The following is an 18,785-nucleotide window of genomic DNA, read 5'->3' as shown; positions in this document are numbered from 1 at the left end:
TTGAATATTAATGTTTTTTTAGCGCGATGGTTTTCGCCAAATTGTCTAATTGCCGTATGGACTGTTTGTTGTCCGTAGGCTGCTGATAGCGGATTTGTCGATATAGCGCGGCAAGTGCTTGAAGGGCTGCCTTATCGGTGACTTTTGGCTCAAGTCGAGTAAGCCAAGCCAACACCCCTTCACTATCCTGCCTTGCAAGCGTTTTGTCTTTTTTTGCCAAGCGATTGGATAACTGTACCATAATCCAATCATGCTTATCCCACACCCGGCGGCGGCGCCACCACAGCCACAATCCCAATAACGCAAGGACGCTCACAAGGGTCACAAACATCACCATCACTTGCTGATAGACAGATTGAATATTCAGCCATTTGAACAGCGATGAGCGCTGGCGGTCTTGGTCATAGCCGACCACATCGCGTTGCCAATAATAGCTAGCTTGGTCAAACAAGCGGCGCGCTTGCTGCAGCATTTGAAACTGCTGATAGCTAATTTGTCCTGCCACGCCCTCACCAAACATTTTTGCGCCAGCGTCTTGGGTGACAGTGTCCATACCCTGCTCGACCCGATTGGGTGCGACAAAGCCCGTAGGATCTACACGCACCCAGCCGCGCCCTTGCACCCAAATCTCGCTCCATGCATGGGCATCCATTTGGCGCACTTCCCAACTTTTGCCATCACGCCCTAACTGCCCACCTTGATAACCGGCTACCACCCGAGCAGGTACACCTGCCGCTCGCATGAGGTAAGTAAAACTTGACGCATAATGCTCACAAAACCCTGCACGGGTAGCAAATAAAAAATCGTCGATGCGATTACTACCCAAGGTAGGGGGTGATAAGGTGTAGCGAAACTGCTGGCTACGCATCCACTGGGCGATGGCGTTGGTATAGGTAATCGGGTCATCGCCTGCTTGGTGGTAGAGTCGCTGGGCAAATTGGCGACTTTGCGGATTACCGCCTGCTGGCAATGCTAAATTGACCTGACGCTGCTGGGTGGATAAGGCTAAATTGATAGGCGCATCCTCTAACCAATGCACTTGATAAGTAAACCGCTGATTGACAGTATCCCAATACCGCAGGGTAAAATCCGACGTCAGCCCAATGCCTTGTTGGTTGGTTATTGGATAATCAAGCCCAAACAACCAATTTTGTCCCGTCTGCTCCAAAATCACCCGATAGTCAGGGATAACGGCTAAGGTAAAGCGTTTACTCAGCTTCAACGTCGGCAACAACCAATCAGCAAACGGCTGATCGGGCGTCCAAAGCGAGGTGTTAGGATTGGCTCGCCAGGTGGTGCCATCAAAATCAGAAAATACCAAACCGCGCCAATATAAATTTTGTTGGCTTGGCTGCAGATTGCCAAATTCCACCCGAAACGCCAATTCAGTCGATTGACTGAGGTTGGCAAAATCGCCCGGTGACATACTATCTGACATGCCTGTCTTTGCTTGCGCGCCACTCAAATGCACCGACCATAGCGGCGGCAATCGGGGAAAAAATAAAAACAGAATAATGGTCAAAGGAATGGCTTGACCGACCAATAAGCCAAGCGTGCGGTAGCGTCCTGTACCATCATCATTTTGCGCAATCATGGCAAACAGCACAACCATCGTGCCAATCGCCACTTGTAGCGTTGTCATCAAATCTTGGTTAATTAAAAACAACCCTGCCAATACAAACAGTGATAAACTCAGCACCACATAGCCATCACGCCTGGTATGCAATTCTAGTAGCTTACTAACGGCACACAATAACAAAAACGCGATACCGACATCCAATCCAAAGGCAGTACGATAGGTTAAATACAGCCCCACCAAACTTGCAATGAATCCTGTGTACTGTATCAACTGTAATGAGCGCGGACGATACAAAGCGTTGGGCAACCAACGTCGCAGGGGTTGCAATTGAAAGATGATAATAAAAAAGGCATACACCGATAGCCAAATGGGTAAATTTTTGACGTGAAAAGCCACAATCAACAGTTGAGACAGCAATATCCACTGAGTCGCCGAGATTTGGTTTAGGCGCTCAGATAAGGTTAAGCTAGGACGATTTGGGTTAGGGCGACTCATGGCGTTTTTGCCAATCTTAGCAAACATTGCTGACGAAATGCTTGTCCTTCACCTATTGCGCCTTCACCATCCGGCAGTCGCAATTGAAAAGCGATTTGGCTTTGGGTCAAACTATCCACCCCGTAGCGCAGCTGGCTGAGTTTTTCTTCATGCGTCACCGCAGGCATTTGATAGTAATCAAGCAATTGCTGCTGCCCCACACTCTCCACAAAACGTTTTGACATGAGTCCTTGCCCGCGCGCGACATGCGCCCACGAAATACGCGCCAATGATTCCCCTGCGACATAATTATCCAGCTGGTCAAAATCTTCCTGCCCTGCTTGGGTGTGTAAGGCAGCGGTTTGTTCATCATCAGATGGCACAAACTGACTGGCTTTCATCTCATAGCGCAGTGGCGCAGGATACACCCACGCGTGTCCTTCAAAAAACACATACGACCAAGCTTGCAAAATCCCTAAGGGATATAGGGTACTCACCGTGAGTCTGGGTAACACAAATTTGCCGCGTTTGTCGGCTGTTAACCATAAGCTCACCTGTTGCGGCGCTTGTATTTGACTGACCAACAGCCAATCATTTGGTGCGGACTGTGTATTGGGTTTGCGGTGTATCGGCTGTTTAAAGTCAAAGGCGTTGTTGGCAAAACTTAACCGAATTTGCCGATGCGGCTGCCTTGACTCACTACTAATTTGCAGTCGCACTTGCACTTTGCCACCCACTTGTGTATCGCTGATATCCACCAATTTGATTTGCAACCCTGCCAAGTGGGCAAAGGTATAATGGATGGTCACCACGAGTAGACTACCTAACAAAAAGCACAAACCCAACACCAAATTATTGGCATAATTAATCCCTGCGACAAAGGTAATGATGAGTAAAAAAGCGTACAGCAATCCTTCTTTACTCAAAAAAATATATACGTTGCGCAGGTTGAGAGTGATATCGCGGCTAATCGGCGCTCGACGCTTAAACCATGTTTGCAAGTAGTTTTCAAGTCGCTGGCGAATGGCAAACATGATAGGCGCGGGCTCTTAATTGGGATAATTTAATCAAATAATAAAAATACAGCAATAAGAAAATTTTTAACGCTAAAATACTTTATACATCATGATACATCATGATACATCATGATACATCATGGTTTACACCAGTACTGGCACTTGGCGTAACAACTGGGTCGCAATCGATTGCGGCTGCTCACCGCCCAAATGATTAAATGGGATAAAAGCTTGCCCCAAGCGATGATCAACGACAGCAGCAAATACCGCTTGGATGTCTTCTGGCGTCACCTCATTGTAGCCACCCAAATAAGCAAAGGCTTGTGCCGCTTGCTTGAGCGCCAACACACCACGGGTAGATAGACCATGATAGTCTCGGCTTTCACGCGTTTTTGCTACCAATCGCTGTAAGTAGTCAATCACGACATCTGCGATATACACGTCTTTGGCTTGCGCTTGTGCCTGCTGCAATGATTGGGTATCTAACATCGGGGTAATTTGACTCAGCATTTGACGTCTATCTTTACCCAGTAGCAACTCTCGCTCTGCATTAACCGAGGGATAACCCAGCGATAAACACATCAAAAATCGATCCAGCTGTGACTCAGGTAAAATAAACACACCCGATTGCTGCGTCGGGTTTTGGGTGGCAATCACAAAAAAAGGTTCAGGGAGTTTTCGCGTTACCCCATCTTGCGACACTTGCCGCTCTTCCATCGCCTCTAACAGCGCAGATTGGGTTTTTGGGCTTGAGCGATTAATTTCATCGGCAAGTAACAGCTGACAAAATATCGGGCCTGGCTTAAATTCAAACGTGCCAGTATCGGTTTTATACAGCGAAATCCCTAAAATATCGGCAGGTAGCATATCGCTGGTAAATTGCACCCGATTAAACGATAACCCCAGATGGTTGGCAATTGCGTGCGCCAGCGTGGTTTTACCCATGCCTGGTAAATCTTGAAGCAGTAAATGACCATTGGCTAACAAACAAGCAACCGCCAGCTTCACCACCTCAGGTTTATCCAAGACAATATTATTGATACTCACCAACATGGCTTGCAATCGTTGTTGTAACGGCTGATTGTCTAAGTTACCCATCACCATGTGGTCTATCCTTTAAAAGTTTAAATTTTGTTTATCAATCATGTTAACTCAAAATATCGCTTAAAGGCATAGCCACAAAGCAATCTAACGAAGCGTCGAAATATAAGCAATAATATCTTGGCGGACTTTGGCATCAGCAATCGGGTCAGAACGCATACGCGTTCCTGGGATAGTTTGTTTTGGATTGGCGATATATTTATCCAAATTTTCCGCTGTCCACGTCATATTGCTGTTTTTTAGTGCGTCTGTATATTGATAATCGGTTAATAAGGCGGATTTTGCCCCATAAATACGCAGTAATTGCGGGCCTTTCTCGTTATTTCCTGGCTGCAGCTTGTGGCATTTGAGACAAGCTTCCTCGTATTGCTTTTTACCGTTATCGGCATCCCCTTGGCTATAAACGGGCAAGGTAACTGCTGGGCGCTCGGCGGGTGGCTGATGTTGACAACCTGTCGCAATGACGATACAAAGACCCAATCCTAGCATAGGCAATCGGTTTGATTTATGAATGATTGTTTGGTGCATGTTGGCTAACTCGTTTTTACTTTATAAATTCAGCGCTTGGATTTAGCTTGGTTCAGTCTCGATGTGCATGGTGTCACTCGCTTTTTGCAAATAGGCCCCTTGCAAATAACGCGCACCGACTGTCCATGCCGCTGACATGGCGGCAGGGTCTTCAATAAAAGGCATCAAACAACTAGAACCGCGCTCAGTGATTTCGCGCACCACCGTTGCCACGGTATTGACATTGTCATTATTGCTCAAATCTTTGATATAGCTGCGATCGAGTCGTACCAGTTGCGGTTTGACAAATTCCAATACTTCCATCGCATTGACTGCTGAGCCAAAGTTATAGATACCTAGGTGACAACCCATTTGGTTAAGCGCATTACTTTGTTTGGCTGCCACCGCTAGATGATCCATTACCATGGTCTCATTAAACTGTAAGGTCAATACCCCGGGCTCGCTAGTACCTAATGCTTGCATCAATCGACTCATAAAGCTTGGCAAGGTGGCATCTGCTAGTGATATCGCGCTTAAGTGCACTAATAATCGGGTACTGGCATCGACCTCATGACGGTAACGTTTTAAATCTTTACAGGCTTGAATTAACACCCAACGGTCGATTTTATCCATCAACTGATGTCGGGTCGCCACTTCTAAGAATTTATCAGGTGCCATTAAGCTGCCATCTGCCAGGGGCAGGCGTAAAAACACCTCAAACATGTTACTGACATCGTTTTCAACGTCATAAATCGGCTGATATAATAATTTAAATTTGCTGTGTTCTAGGGCATCACGTAGCGATTCGTACAGCGCACTGTCATCACTGCTGGCAAAACTACTTGGGTCATATAGATAGAATAAATCTTTATCGTCGTTACTGTCTTTATTAGCTTTGGCTGCCATGCCGACGGCTTGGATGACACGGTTAATAATACTATTGGTATCAGGTGCACTGGCGTTGACTAAGGTTGCACCAATCGTTACCGTGGTCTTAACCGTACGATGACCAATTTCAATAATGGTGCTATTAATATCGGCAACCAATTTTTGTCCCAATGCTGTCAAATCTTGTTGCCGCATATTAGGGACAATCAGCATAAACATGCTATCATTAAAACGGCTCAAATAGCCATTTTTCACCCGCTCTACCCCAATAATCTCAGTAAGATGTTGCTCAAGAATATTGGCAACGGCAACCACCACCCCATCAATCCCTTCAATCCCCACACTGGCATGGATTTTACCAATATTATCGACGCGTAGCGCCATCAAACCCACCGATAGGTTGTTCTCAACAATCACGTCACGCAGTCGGTTAAACAGTCTTTCAAAACCATGACGATTAAATAGCCCTGTGATTGAGTCAATGCGTTCCATTGCTTCAAGTTTTTTGGCAAGCTCAGCACTATTGGCTTGTTCGTTGGGCTGGATAATGACTTGTAGACACGGCTGACTATCATAGGTAGCAGCCGCTAACTGCAGCTTAGCTGCGAAGGTGGTATTATCTTTTCTCACACTTTCAAATTTAAATTCGACGTTTTTACGGTTGCCTTTTTCAAAGTCTTTTAAAAACGTTTTAAAATCTTGGATATTGTTGCGCGCAATCAAGTCAACAACAGGTATCCCCATCAATTCATCGAGCGTTTTAAACCCAAACATTTCAAGATAGGGCTCATTGGCATAAATATGTAAACCATCTTCAATATAAGCCACTGCACTCTTGGAGTTTTTGATAAGAATATTGGCACGCTGTTCGGCATCGCTCAATACCATTTTTAGCCGCTCAAGCTCGCGCCCTAGTTTATGATGCTCGTGTTCACGGCAGATACGAATAGCCATGCGCAGTAACTTATTTTTGCGCAAAGCATCCGCTGCACCCCAATAGGTATATAAAGGTAATAACTTATGGGTTTTATCAGGGTCGCTAACAAGCTGGGTCTGGGCTTGCTCATTGGCAGTTAATGCCTCTGGGTAATGAGTAGCATCATCAGACAACAGAGCGATGACGGGGATGTGAGCATCGTGGGCTTTTAAAATCTCTTTGACGTCTTTAAACGATAAATCATACGCATTCCCCATCAAAATAATGTCCCAAGACTGGCGCAATAACTTTATCAGCTCGTCTTTGGCATCCAAAAATCCTAAATTAACCTGTTTATAATAATGTTTTTCTAATAACCCAACCAAATGTTCGGCATACAGCTGGTTATCATCAATGATTAACAGGTTGAGTTGTTTTTGTTTTTGCATCGATTAACTATCCCATTAAACGCTTGGTTTATAGAGCACTAAGCGACCTATTATAAGCGAATTTTTTGATAAATTATTTATAATATTAGATTCAATTTCTTATTATATGATTAATCAATCAAAACGGCTATAAAGCTATGAAAATCTTTTATTTTTAATGGGTTAGATTTAATTTGGCAACTTTTGTTGCCATTTTTAGTGGTTAAAACTGAATTCTTACAAAAGCGTATTCTTCGACATCATCAGTCATATTAAGTAGCTCAGTTAAACGCACGTTAATTTCTTTGTTATCAATGCGTATCACTAGCTTGTCTGCCACTTGGTAGCCAAAACGCGCCATCAATAAACGGGGCTGGCTATCAGTGTTGTTTGGGGCGGTTGGAATTATAAATGCCGCAACAAAATGTGGCTGACGGCTACCCGCATTTTGAAATCGCACACCACAAGGTATCGCATTTTGACAATGCACGTGCACTTGTGCCTCAATTTCCAAATAGGTCTTGTTGGTTGGTTGCCCAGTGGGCGTATCGATAAAACCCTGACGGTTGTCTTTAATATAGCCGAGCTGCCAAGTTTTTGAACCATTAACCTTTCGCATCGCAATTAAGGAATTGACTTGCAGTTGATTCAGCGGGTGATAGCTATCGCCACGGCTGATGCTCGGATATGGGTCAACGAGCTGATTGTGGTAGCTAAACACATGCGACAGACACATAGATTGGGGATTTTCTTTGTTCAGCTCGACAACGGTATATTTTTTAAGATGCTCAGTATTTTGAGCTTTGGGTTTTAACCGCTCAGGCAGCTCATTGGCCTGAATGAGATTGCCCAAACTGGTTTTATTGGCAAGCATGTAGTGGATATTATTAAAACCGAGCACGACTTCACATTTTGAATGGCTATGATAATACTCTGCCGCTGGTTTTAACCCATCTTGCAGATTATTCAATATCAATTTGGCCTGACGCGCGCTATTTTTTATCTCAGCATCGGTGCTGATTTGACCTTGGGTAATGGTTTGATGCAAGCGTTTAAATAACCGACTAAACATCAAAAACAGGCAATTGCTGGTTGCTGCAAAGGGATTGAATAAATCATCGACTGCTAGCAGTTGGGGCGGCTGTTTACCTTCTAAATCAATATATAGGTAAGGTTTTTCAACCAAATCTTTACTGATAATAAGCTCTTCCATCAACTGGGTACTTACTTTTTGAATGGCTAAAATATCCGCACGCCGACAAGCATACGGATTGGTGACCGCCACCATCAAGCAGTGAAAATAAATAGCCTCAATCGATAACGGTGCGCCCTGTTTGCTATATTCATTGGCAGAATGCAGTTTGACTGGCAGGGTGATAGACTGCCAATCATTGGTGACTGCAAATCGATAGCAGGCATTCAGGTATTGCCAAATTACCTGTGTATCTTTACGATAGCCGATATATTTTTCAAACAGCGATTGGCGCAGTAATACCATGATACTATATAGGCAGCGCTGAATGACTTGGGTGGGGGTAAGGGATTGAGGTTTACGGCGAAATAAGCCAGTGATGCCTTTTTTATCAGCCACTTCAGGGCGAGCCGCCGCACGTTGCCAAATGACATGGTAAAACATGATGCTCAGATAATGTACCGATAGTACGGTATCTAAGCCTTGCTGTTTTTCTTCATCTAAAATCCCGGGCTGGGTTTGGTAATTCACCCGTAATTTGCCGAGTAACACGCTGACGGCTTTATTAACCTCCTCGAACAATGCAAAGCGTTTGACGTCGTCAATATCGGCAAACATCAACTGGTTTATCACGAATTTATATTCGTCATACATCTCACACGCCGACATACGATTAAAGTGCATCTGCCAATCGGTTGTATCCTGCAATGAACTCTGGGTCACTTTAAGTTCAATAGGACTGGTCGGTGTATCGTTTATGCGCTGTAAGAAATCGTCTAATATGAGATCCGTAACCATTTTTTGCACCCAAATGCACAACATTTTTCGACTTTTTTAACAACAATAAATAACACAAAAACCATATTTTATCTAGCTATTTTAAGATAACTGCACTATTTAACAGACAAATAAAAGCTAACCCCTTATTTAGTTGTTGTCTTTCAACAAATTTTAGTGGTTATACAAATCAATGGGGGTTTTAAATGGCTTATTAGGTAATTCTCGCACCAACTTTGGCACCAAGTAGCCAGCACATTTGGCGAGTAACTCCCAGTACAAAGCGACTGCTTGCTCATCTGAAATATAAAAATGGCTCGCCCCGGCAACTTTATCAAGCACATGCAAATAATAAGGTAATACGCCCGCTTGCCATAATTTTTCGTTCAAGCTTGCAAGCGTATTCGCATCGTCATTAATCGACTTGAGTAGCACAGTTTGGTTAAGTAACGTAACACCCGCTTTTTTTGCCTTACCCAGAAATATTTGTGTTTCTTGGTCAATTTCATTGGGGTGATTGGCATGAATGACCATAACGATGTGACAGCGGCTGTTGGCAAATCGCGCAAGTAACGGCTCATCTAAGCGCTCAGGAATCATCACAGGTACACGGGTATGGATACGAATGGTCTGCACTTGGGGTAGTGCTTCAAGGGTGGTGAAAATCTCCAATAAACGACGGTTGCTCAGTGATAATGGGTCGCCGCCGCTTAAAATCACTTCATTGACCGCGGGGTGCGCTGTGATGTAGGCACTAATGGCTTGCCAATCGTTTTGGGTTGGTAGATTTTCGTGGTAGTCAAAGTGCTGGCGAAAACAATAGCGGCAATTGACCACGCAAGCCCCGGTGACAGGAATCAGCACCCGTGATGCATATTTATGGATGATGCCTTTGACGGGATTGGCGTGTTGTTCATCGAGTGGGTCGGTGACAAAGCCGGTGACTTGTACCGTTTCTTGAAACGTCGGCAACACTTGCTTAAGCAGCGGATCATGAATATCGCCTTTCCCCATTTTTTGCACAAAGCGACGTGGCACTTTTAGGGGAAATTGACCGACCTGACTGTCAAAACTATCTATCGGCAAATCTAACGCTTGCGCCAATTCAGCAAAGCTCGTGATGGTGTCAGAAAACGCATTTTGCCAGTTTTTTTGTGTCGCCAAATAGTTTATCATATACTGTTTATCCAATTGTCAATGCCGCTTGCTGATAACGCCTGTCGCTGATAGGGTTACCCCGTAGGCAGCGCGTTTTTAGCAAATTGGCTATTATACAAAGATTTGATTTACCTCGGTTATTTTTTAGTCGCAACACCTTATTAGGAAATTTTATGGCAACTTACTCAACCAATGAATTTAAAGCTGGCTTAAAAGTCATGCATGAAGGCAATCCATTTGCAATTTTAGAAAATGAATATGTTAAACCAGGTAAAGGTCAAGCATTCAACCGCGTCAAAATGCGTAACCTAAAAACGGGTAAAGTATTAGAAAACACCTTTAAATCTGGCGATAGTCTTGAAGGCGCTGACGTTGTTGATACTGAAATGAACTACCTATACAACGATGGTGAATTCTGGCACTTTATGCACCCAGAAAGCTTTGAGCAGCTACAAGCCGACAAAAACGCGATGGGCGATGCGGCGAAATGGTTAAAAGAAAATAGCAACGAAGAATGTACCATTACCCTATTCAATGGCGTGCCTTTAAGCGTTGCTGCGCCAAACTTTGTTGAGTTAGTGATTACCGAAACTGACCCAGGTCTAAAAGGCGATACATCAGGTGGCGGCGGTAAACCTGCAACTCTTGAAACAGGCGCGGTAGTACGTGTACCATTATTTGTCCAACAAGGCGAAAAAATCAAAGTCGATACCCGCACTGGTGAATACCTATCACGTGTGCAATAATTTTTGAATACATCAAAAAACCCGCTATATTGGCGGGTTTTTTATTTCTAAAACGCTTATTTATAAGCGGTGATTAGCTGTTGTTCCCTATGGTTTGCTACAGATGTATTTAGTGGCTCACAATCCACTTCACTTTTAGTCACAGCGGTATTTTATTTTCAACCAGTTCATTTTTACCAGCATTTTCATAGACTTTACCTTTATATAAGACCGCATAGTCCTTACTGTCACTATTTGTGGTATTGCATTCAACCACTTGCCATTCATTATTCAAACCTACATTGTATTTTTTAATGCTTGCGGTGATTACACCATATTGATTAGCCAAATAACTATCTAAATATGTGTAATTGGTAACATTGGCTTCTTCAAAGCCATAGGTCAATCTGTCTTGAGATAATTGTTCATATATAAAATTACAAGCCATGATTGCAAATCTTTTCAAACTCCTTTTTATAACTTTGCTTTTTGTAATAAAACCTTCATGTATCATCAATACAATGAAATTAAGTAAAAATTTAACAATTCGTCAGACGCAAATAAGTTTAAAATCAACTTTAGAAAAATTCATAAAAATATATTAATAAAATCATCTAAACTATTTGCACATTTGGTTTGGCTAACACAATTCTAGCAGGTACGCATTTGGATAAAAAAGTTGCTCTCATTCTGTTTTTCTTAGTCAGTCTAGCGATTGTTGGGGCATTGCTAGCTACCACTTCATTATTTAGTAAAAAGCAACAAGCTGACCAAGTTGCGCAAGCCGAACAAGATAAAGCTGCCGCTATCTAAACAGTGTCTGGACTCATTGGTTCTGAAAAAGAAACCTTTTTTAATGACCCCGATGTCAAAAAAATCTTAGAAAACAAATATCGACTACACGTCGATATCCAAACTGCGGGTTCGCGCAGTATCGCCACCCAAGGCGGTCAAAAAGGCAATGCAAGTCAATACGACTTTGTATTTCCCTCTGGACAACCTGCTGCCGACAAAATCAAAAAAGACTTTAAAATCCAAAATAGCTATCGAGTATTCTTTACCCCTATGGCTGTCGCAAGCTGGCAGCCTGTAGTAAAAGTACTGGAGCAAAATGCGATCGTCAGAAAAGTTGATAATCATTACAACATCATCGACATGGCCAAATTGCTGACATTGATGAATCAGCAGACTCGTTGGCAAGATTTACCCAACAATACTAGTTTCAAAGTTGGGCGAAAGGTACTTATCAAGTCAACCGATATCAAATCATCCAACTCTGCCGCCATGTATCTGAGTTTGGCAAGCTATATCGCTAACAATAAATCCACCGTCACCAACGATGCTGAAATTACCCAAATACTACCTCAAGTCGCACCGCTATTTATTGGGCAAGGCTACATGGCAGGCTCATCAGCTACTCCATTTGAAGATTATTTGCTCAAAGGCATGGGAGATTCACCAATGGTAATGATTTATGAAGCGCAGTTTTTATCGCAAGTTGAAACGGGTGGAATTCGTCCCGACATGGTACTGCTCTACCCTGAGCCAACCATTTATGCACAACATATTTTATTATCGCTAAATAGCAACGGTAGCAAATTAGGCAATGCTTTAACTACCGACCCAGAACTGCAAAAAATCGCCATCAAATATGGTTTTCGTAGCAACGACCCAAAAATGTTAAACAAATTTCAAAACTCTATCAACCAGCATAAAATTACCTATGTACCAACACATTTAGACGAAGTGATCGATCCACCGACCTTTGAAGTGCTAGAAAAAATGATTACTCAAATCGAACAACAGATGAAGTAATCAAAAACAGCGTTCAACTTATCGTTAGATCGGTCAGCTAAAATATAAAAGCAATAATAAAAAAATAAAGGATAGTATATGCAAGAATTAACCCCACCAGAAACCACCACACCCGTCATTACTCTAGAACCGCCAAAGCCAGTCGCAGTCGTACCACAAGACGAAGCCGACCAAATGGTAAAACTCGACCAAACCAAAGTTCCAGAGCTTGATGCAAAGGTCAATGACTTTGTCATGAATGTGCTTCAAACTCCTGTCAACACGCCAGTATTTGATGAAAAAGTTAATTCTATTCACCAATTAGGTAGTGCCGAAATTCGAGCCTCAGCACAAATTTCCAATCGAATGCTAGATCGTCCCGCCAAAAGCATGGATAAAGCCTTATTTGATAACTCGCCCATTGCCAAATCATTGACCGAGCTACGTGGTGTGGTGGAAGACTTAGATCCAAGCCGACAAGGCTCTTTAGATAGCCCACGCAAATTTTTAGGCATCATCCCGATGGGTAAAACAGTGCAGGACTATTTTAGAAAGTATGAATCATCGCAAACCTATATTAACTCGATTATCGAAAGTCTTTATAACGGTAAAGATGAGCTGATGAAAGACAATGCGGTCATCGAGCAAGAAAAAGTAAATATGTGGAACTTGATGCAATCGTTGCGTCAATATATCTACGTCGGTAAAAAAATTGATGAACGTCTAGAGCAAAAAATCGGTGAGCTTGAAGCCACAGATCCTGAAAAAGCGCGAGTGGTTAAAGAAGAAATGCTGTTTTATGTGCGTCAAAAGAATATGGACTTTTTAACTCAATTAGCGGTGAATATTCAAGGCTATTTAGCACTCGATATGATTCGTAAAAACAATCTTGAACTCATAAAAGGGGTGGATCGTGCCACTACTACTACGATTTCGGCGTTACGTACTGCCGTAATGGTATCACAAGCATTGAGTAGCCAAAAACTGGTACTTGACCAAATCAATGCGTTAAATTCGACCACAAGTAGTTTGATTGAATCAACCTCAGTGCTATTAAAACGCCAAACCGCACAGGTACACGAGCAAGCCAATAGTAGCTCAGTAGATATGGAAAAACTGCAAAAAGCCTTTAACAATATCTATGAAACTATGGACGCGATTGACGACTTCAAAGTCAAAGCATTGGGTAATATGCAACAAACAGTCAACGTACTAACCCAAGAAGTCGATAAAGCCCAAACTTATCTTGACCGCGCCAATCGCCAAACGGTGATTGATGTTGCAAACAACTTGCAAATTGACGATAAAAAATTGGGTGAGGTTAAAATCTAGCCAATCAATATGACTGGCAAAAACAGGGATGTTTGTGATTTCACCTTATCTCAAAAATGCCCCTTTTTATCACAAAAGGATATTTGATGACTTACTACTATAATAAACCATCAAAGTATTTCAACACTTATCTAGCACTTGGTGTTGGCTTCGCTGCGATCATTAGCCTTTCTGCTTGTAGCAAATCTGGTAACAGCACCGCAAAAGATGAGGCACCTGCAACTGTCAACATTACCAGTGAACAAGCCATCAATAACCCTGATTCGCTATATATCTTGGCAGGTTCAGAACTCAAAGATATTGAGCCTTTTTTGGATGATATCAAAGCCAAAACTGGCATATCTATCAAACTTGACTATACTGGCACAATTGATGGTGCCGAAGCCATCGCACAAGGTAAAAAAGCCGATGGGGCTTGGTTTTCACATGGTAAATATCTCAGCCTTATCAATGGCAAACAAATCATCACCCAAACTCCGATTATGCTGTCGCCCGTGATTATGGGTGTCAAACAAAGCAAAGCCCAGCAGTTAGATTTGGTTAGTGCTGATGGCAAGACCGCCAAAACAGATATCACTTGGCAAACTATTGCGCAGAAAGCCAACAATGGTGAACTTAAATATGCTATGACCAACCCCGCATCTAGCAATTCGGGTTTTACTGCACTCATGGGTGTGGTTTCTGCTTTTGCTGGGACATCCGATGCGCCAACTGAAGCTGATATTGCCAAAGCACAACCTAAGCTAAAGCAATTTTTTAAAGGTCAAACCTTGACTGCTGGTAGTTCTGGCTGGCTTGCGGATGCCTTCGTCAAAAATTTGGATACTACCAACAACCTGGACGGCATGATCAATTACGAATCCGTATTGATGCAATTGAACAAAAGCAGCAAGCTCAAAGAGCCTTTAGTTTTGCTATATCCTAAAGAGGGAATCATCACCGCTGACTATCCGCTTATGTTATTAAATACCAGCAAACAAGCCGCGTATGACAAAGTTGTTTCGTATCTTAAAACAGCAGAATTTCAAACCAAATTAATGCAACAAACCTTTCGCCGTCCAGTCAATAGTAGCGTCAAACTTGATTCAAGTTTTAATCAAGCGATGATGGTTGAGTTACCTTTCCCAAATGCCAAGACGGTAATTAACAGCATTCTTGGCTCATATATGAATGAGTTACGCTTGCCCGCTCGTCCGATTTTTATCATTGATACTTCAGGCTCGATGTCTGGGAATGGCATGGAGCAGCTAAAAAAAGCATTGATGACATTAACCGATGGCGATGGTACTACAATGGGCGATTTTGCCAAATTCTCTGAACGTGAGCAAGTCACTTTTATTCCATTTAATAGTACACCAGAGGCAGAAAAGCAATATACCATCGGTAAAGATGCCAAAGCCCGTGAACCTGTACGCCAATTTGTGAAAGACCTTACTGCAGGTGGTGGTACAGCGATTTATAGTTCACTACACAAAGGCTATCAAGAAATTGTCGCGCGACAATCCAATGCTGCCATTGCCCAACCGTACTACGATACTATTGTCCTTATGACCGATGGCCAAAATACCAACGGTGAAAATTTTGAAGCATTTGAAAAGTTTTACAACACACTACCTGCCAATGCCAAGAATGTCAAAACTTTTACTGTGCTATTTGGCGATGCCGATCCGACCGAAATGCAAAAAATTGCCGATTTGACGGCTGGTAAAGTATTCGATGGACGAAAAGAGAATTTAGCCAATGTATTCAAGCAAATCCGTGGTTATCAATAAAACTTAGACAAAATCACAAGGAAAACGAAACCGCTATGCAACGTTTTTGGTTATTTTTTTATGGATTACCCAATATATTTGGCTTAGCTTTTTTGTTGATTGCGCTAATAAGCTATGTTTGGCTGGCTTTGACGACCAATGATATCAGCTCGACAATGGTATTTTTAGTAGCGGTCATATTGGCTTATCCGCTAGGGTGGTTATTCGGTTTTCTAATCCGCAAAAAAGATGACATGTTGCACTTTCAGCAGACCTTAACTGCCGAGCAAATTACCGATGAATTAAACCGCTTAATGCATAAAGTCAAAAACCGAATCTCGCCAGATTCCTATACGCATTTGCAAAATATTCAAAGTTCAATCATGTCGGTATTGCCACAATTGGTCGCGGGTCGCTTTGCCAATCAAGATTTATTTACTATCAAAAAGACAGTATTCGATTATCTGCCTACCACCCTTGAAAACTACTTAAAATTACCATCCGTCTATGCCTCTATGCATGTCGTTCAGGATGGTAAAACACCTAAAATGCTACTCAATGAACAACTCGCCTTGATTGATAATAGTATGCAACAGGTGGTACACAGTATCTACAATGAGGACGCACAAGCTTTATTAGTCAATCAGCGATTTTTGGAAAACCGCCTGCAACAGCCCAATTTTTTGGGTTAGCAATTGGAATTTATCAAGTTGTCGTTTAAAGAGTAACTTCACAAGGCAGACAAGCGATGACTTTTGCAACCGCCGCTTCGAGCTGACTGCTATCGCTCGGCATGACAGTGATATGACCAATTTTTCGACCTTCGCGCTCTTCTTTATCATAATTGTGCACGTGCACGCCAGCGATGGATAGGACTTCCTCCAGTTTTGGGTACTCTCCGATGACATTTAGCATGACAGAGGGTTTGACAATGGCTGTGTCTCCCAATGGCAACCCCGCCACCGCACGCATATGATTTTCAAATTGACTGGTTACCGCGCCTTCAATACTCCAGTGCCCTGAGTTGTGCACGCGGGGTGCGATTTCATTGGCAAGCAATTTTTCAGCCCCGCCTTCAGAAGTCACAAATAATTCTAACGTCAACACGCCCACATAGTTTAAATGTTCGAGCAATTTTTTGATATTACTTTGGGCTTGTTCGGTCAATTGCTCGACTTTCGGTGCTGGTGCGGTTGATTTGGCTAAAATACCATTGCTATGCTCATTTTGCACGAGCGGATAATAGCGGATTTCACCGTTTTGGGCGCGCACGGCAATGATAGATACTTCACGCTCAAAGTGAATAAAGCCTTCGGCAATGAGCGGCGCTGTTTTGGTTGCGTCGCCAAGTTCTGCCCACGCGGTGTCAATTTGGTCAGCGGATTTGACCACAAACTGCCCTTTGCCATCATAGCCCCCGCGTGTGGTTTTGAGTACCAAAGGCAATCCCAATTTATCGGCGGCGGCTTGGATATCGGCTTTGCTATGCACCGCCATAAAAGGCACGGTGGCGATATCTAATTGGTTAAACAAGTTTTTTTCATTTAACCGATCTTGTGCCACTGATAGCGCAAATGACGATGGGTATAAGGTTTTGGTCGATTCCAAAAACTGGGCAGGTTTGAGTGGGGTGTTTTCAAATTCTAAGGTAAAAATATCGCAGCTTTGGGCAAAATCTTCAAATTGCTCGCTACTAAACACTTTGCCCAGTAAGCGTGCGGGGCAATTGGCACTATCCTCCAAAAACACGCAGCGAATGCCGAGTGGCAACGCCGCTTGCGCCAACATCATACCTAGCTGTCCGCCACCTAAAATCCCAATGGTTTTGACTGGATAATTGGAATGATTGATGGTATAAAAATTGGCGGTTTGCATAGGCATGGTGGCGGCTCTTTTTGATAAGTGAAACACAGAAGAAAAATTATGGCTAATTATAAAGGATTTGCCCACAAATAAAAAATCTAAGCACAAAAAAACCCATAAGTCTTTAGTCTTATGGGTTCAATAAATCAATGAATAGGCGTTACGCCTTAACTGTAATGCACGGGTTCTTCGTCATACACATTGGCATGCCACTGTGAGAGCTGCTTTTGCATTAAGGTTTGAATGGCAGCATGAATCATGCTTTGACCAATCAACTGGGTATCATCCCCTAACAGTTCTTTCACCTTGTCAGAAAATTCAATGCTTACCAAGTCTTCTGACTCATCATTCGAGGTACGTAGTACCATTTTGCCATCATCTTGCTCGACAAACTCCAGCATCATCGCTTCTGCTTTGGCATCCTTTGCCGCTTGCAGTAGGCTTTGGTAATCTGATTTTGTATCTTTTTGCATCGTCGCTCCTCAATCTTTTATCCGCCCCAGTGACTACTTTGGTTACTACCTTAGTAACTATCTTATGAACTAGGCTAAGCAACCTGTTAGTCACCCTGTCATATCGCTTTCATCAACGTAAGCATGGTTTAACGCTTGCATCTTTTTAGAAGCTTGTTGACAGCTTATTAACAGGGTTTGGCATCTTGCATGATTATTAAAATGGCGACTTTCACGGTAAAAATCAAGCATAATTTGTGATATTAACACAGCGACTACAATGCATAATACTTAAGGGTTGCTGTGATAAATTATTTAGCGAACCATGCAGCTTGAAACATTGAACTTATAACAACTGCGGAAATACACTTTTTAAGCCGCCAACAAAAATCTCTACCGCAACGGCCGCAAGTAGCATCCCCATGATACGATTGAGCACATTAAGCCCGGTATCACCTAAGAAACGACTCACCTGCCCCGCTGCCATAAAGCTTAGATAAGTAATAATACTGATAATCAAACCTGCGGTGATAATCGCTAGCATATTAAAATAACTATGCCCGCTCGCGGCATAAATAATCACGGTAGAAATCCCACCAGGACCAATCACCATCGGAATCGTCAATGGCACCACGGCAGATGCCGCCCCTTGAAACGCCACGCCATTTAAATCCCCGGATTTACCGACATGCGGTTTGGCAACATTGCCAGCGCCATTCATCATGCCAATAGCAATAATCAATACCAAGATACCGCCTGCAATACGAAATGACCCAAGCGAAATCCCCAGCACCTTTAAGATAGGCTCGCCTGCCAACGAAAATATCGCGAT

17 protein-coding genes are annotated in these 18,785 nt (G+C 42.9%); 6 read left to right on the top strand and 11 right to left on the bottom strand.

Annotated features, from left to right (window positions below):
• Positions 1 to 7 precede the first annotated feature (7 nt).
• From RTR63_RS06785 to epmB, 7 genes are all read right to left on the bottom strand, one after another.
• Entirely contained in the window at positions 8 to 2,074 is a 2,067-nt protein-coding gene (locus tag RTR63_RS06785; protein WP_312523391.1) for a transglutaminase TgpA family protein, read from the bottom strand.
• Positions 2,071 to 3,087 carry a DUF58 domain-containing protein gene (locus tag RTR63_RS06780; RefSeq protein WP_312523390.1) on the bottom strand — a complete coding sequence of 339 codons (1,017 nt, stop codon included), beginning with the start codon at positions 3,085 to 3,087 and terminating at the stop codon, positions 2,071 to 2,073. Before RTR63_RS06780 ends, RTR63_RS06785 begins: the two co-directional genes overlap by 4 nt.
• A 126-nt stretch (positions 3,088 to 3,213) precedes the next feature.
• Entirely contained in the window at positions 3,214 to 4,173 is a 960-nt protein-coding gene (locus RTR63_RS06775; RefSeq protein WP_312523389.1) for an AAA family ATPase, read from the bottom strand.
• Positions 4,174 to 4,257: 84 nt separating this feature from the next.
• Positions 4,258 to 4,698, bottom strand: coding sequence for a c-type cytochrome (locus tag RTR63_RS06770; RefSeq protein WP_312523388.1), 441 nt, complete (start codon positions 4,696 to 4,698; stop codon positions 4,258 to 4,260).
• 42 nt (positions 4,699 to 4,740) lie between these two features.
• A complete protein-coding gene (locus RTR63_RS06765) occupies positions 4,741 to 6,930 on the bottom strand; it encodes a GGDEF/EAL domain-containing response regulator (RefSeq protein ID WP_312523387.1) in 2,190 nt (729 codons plus the stop codon).
• A 202-nt stretch (positions 6,931 to 7,132) separates the two neighbouring features.
• Complete coding sequence (locus RTR63_RS06760; protein ID WP_312523385.1) at positions 7,133 to 8,899, bottom strand: hypothetical protein; 1,767 nt, start codon at positions 8,897 to 8,899, stop codon at positions 7,133 to 7,135.
• 153 nt (positions 8,900 to 9,052) lie between these two features.
• On the bottom strand, positions 9,053 to 10,054 hold the full coding sequence (epmB, locus tag RTR63_RS06755) for an EF-P beta-lysylation protein EpmB (protein WP_312523383.1): 1,002 nt from the start codon (positions 10,052 to 10,054) through the stop codon (positions 9,053 to 9,055).
• Positions 10,055 to 10,209: 155 nt separating this feature from the next.
• Here epmB and efp point away from each other — a divergent pair, with 155 nt between their 5' ends.
• Entirely contained in the window at positions 10,210 to 10,782 is a 573-nt protein-coding gene (gene efp, locus RTR63_RS06750) for an elongation factor P (RefSeq protein WP_007117135.1), read from the top strand.
• A 139-nt stretch (positions 10,783 to 10,921) separates the two neighbouring features.
• Here the strand turns inward: efp and RTR63_RS06745 are convergent, their stop codons facing one another.
• Positions 10,922 to 11,209: a hypothetical protein gene (locus tag RTR63_RS06745; RefSeq protein WP_312523381.1), complete on the bottom strand. Its 288-nt coding sequence runs from the start codon at positions 11,207 to 11,209 to the stop codon at positions 10,922 to 10,924.
• Positions 11,210 to 11,397: 188 nt separating this feature from the next.
• On the opposite strand from RTR63_RS06745, the gene RTR63_RS06740 reads away from it, so the two are divergent.
• The 5 genes from RTR63_RS06740 (at position 11,398) to RTR63_RS06720 (ending at position 16,330) form a co-directional block, all read left to right on the top strand.
• Positions 11,398 to 11,574, top strand: a complete 177-nt coding sequence (locus tag RTR63_RS06740; RefSeq protein ID WP_312523379.1) for a hypothetical protein — start codon at positions 11,398 to 11,400, stop codon at positions 11,572 to 11,574.
• Between the two features lie 3 nt (positions 11,575 to 11,577).
• Positions 11,578 to 12,576 carry a hypothetical protein gene (locus RTR63_RS06735; protein ID WP_312523377.1) on the top strand — a complete coding sequence of 333 codons (999 nt, stop codon included), beginning with the start codon at positions 11,578 to 11,580 and terminating at the stop codon, positions 12,574 to 12,576.
• A 78-nt stretch (positions 12,577 to 12,654) separates the two neighbouring features.
• Positions 12,655 to 13,887 carry a toxic anion resistance protein gene (locus RTR63_RS06730; RefSeq protein WP_312523375.1) on the top strand — a complete coding sequence of 411 codons (1,233 nt, stop codon included), beginning with the start codon at positions 12,655 to 12,657 and terminating at the stop codon, positions 13,885 to 13,887.
• Between the two features lie 86 nt (positions 13,888 to 13,973).
• Positions 13,974 to 15,659 carry a VWA domain-containing protein gene (locus RTR63_RS06725; protein WP_203172349.1) on the top strand — a complete coding sequence of 562 codons (1,686 nt, stop codon included), beginning with the start codon at positions 13,974 to 13,976 and terminating at the stop codon, positions 15,657 to 15,659.
• Between the two features lie 35 nt (positions 15,660 to 15,694).
• The gene (locus RTR63_RS06720) at positions 15,695 to 16,330 is read left to right on the top strand and encodes a hypothetical protein (protein WP_203172350.1); all 636 of its coding nucleotides are present in this window, start codon (positions 15,695 to 15,697) and stop codon (positions 16,328 to 16,330) included.
• 25 nt (positions 16,331 to 16,355) lie between these two features.
• Here the strand turns inward: RTR63_RS06720 and RTR63_RS06715 are convergent, their stop codons facing one another.
• The 3 genes from RTR63_RS06715 to RTR63_RS06705 all read right to left on the bottom strand — a co-directional run.
• On the bottom strand, positions 16,356 to 17,513 hold the full coding sequence (locus tag RTR63_RS06715; RefSeq protein ID WP_312523398.1) for a 5-(carboxyamino)imidazole ribonucleotide synthase: 1,158 nt from the start codon (positions 17,511 to 17,513) through the stop codon (positions 16,356 to 16,358).
• A 155-nt stretch (positions 17,514 to 17,668) separates the two neighbouring features.
• Positions 17,669 to 17,974, bottom strand: coding sequence for a hypothetical protein (locus tag RTR63_RS06710; protein WP_083102070.1), 306 nt, complete (start codon positions 17,972 to 17,974; stop codon positions 17,669 to 17,671).
• Between the two features lie 325 nt (positions 17,975 to 18,299).
• On the bottom strand, positions 18,300 to 18,785 hold a 486-nt coding region (locus RTR63_RS06705; RefSeq protein WP_312523373.1), incomplete at its 5' end, for a MarC family protein.

The organism is Moraxella sp. CTOTU47724, from assembly GCF_032014955.1.
Lineage (GTDB): Bacteria > Pseudomonadota > Gammaproteobacteria > Pseudomonadales > Moraxellaceae > Faucicola > Faucicola tetraodonis.
This window is presented reverse-complemented; position numbering and strand designations above follow the sequence as displayed.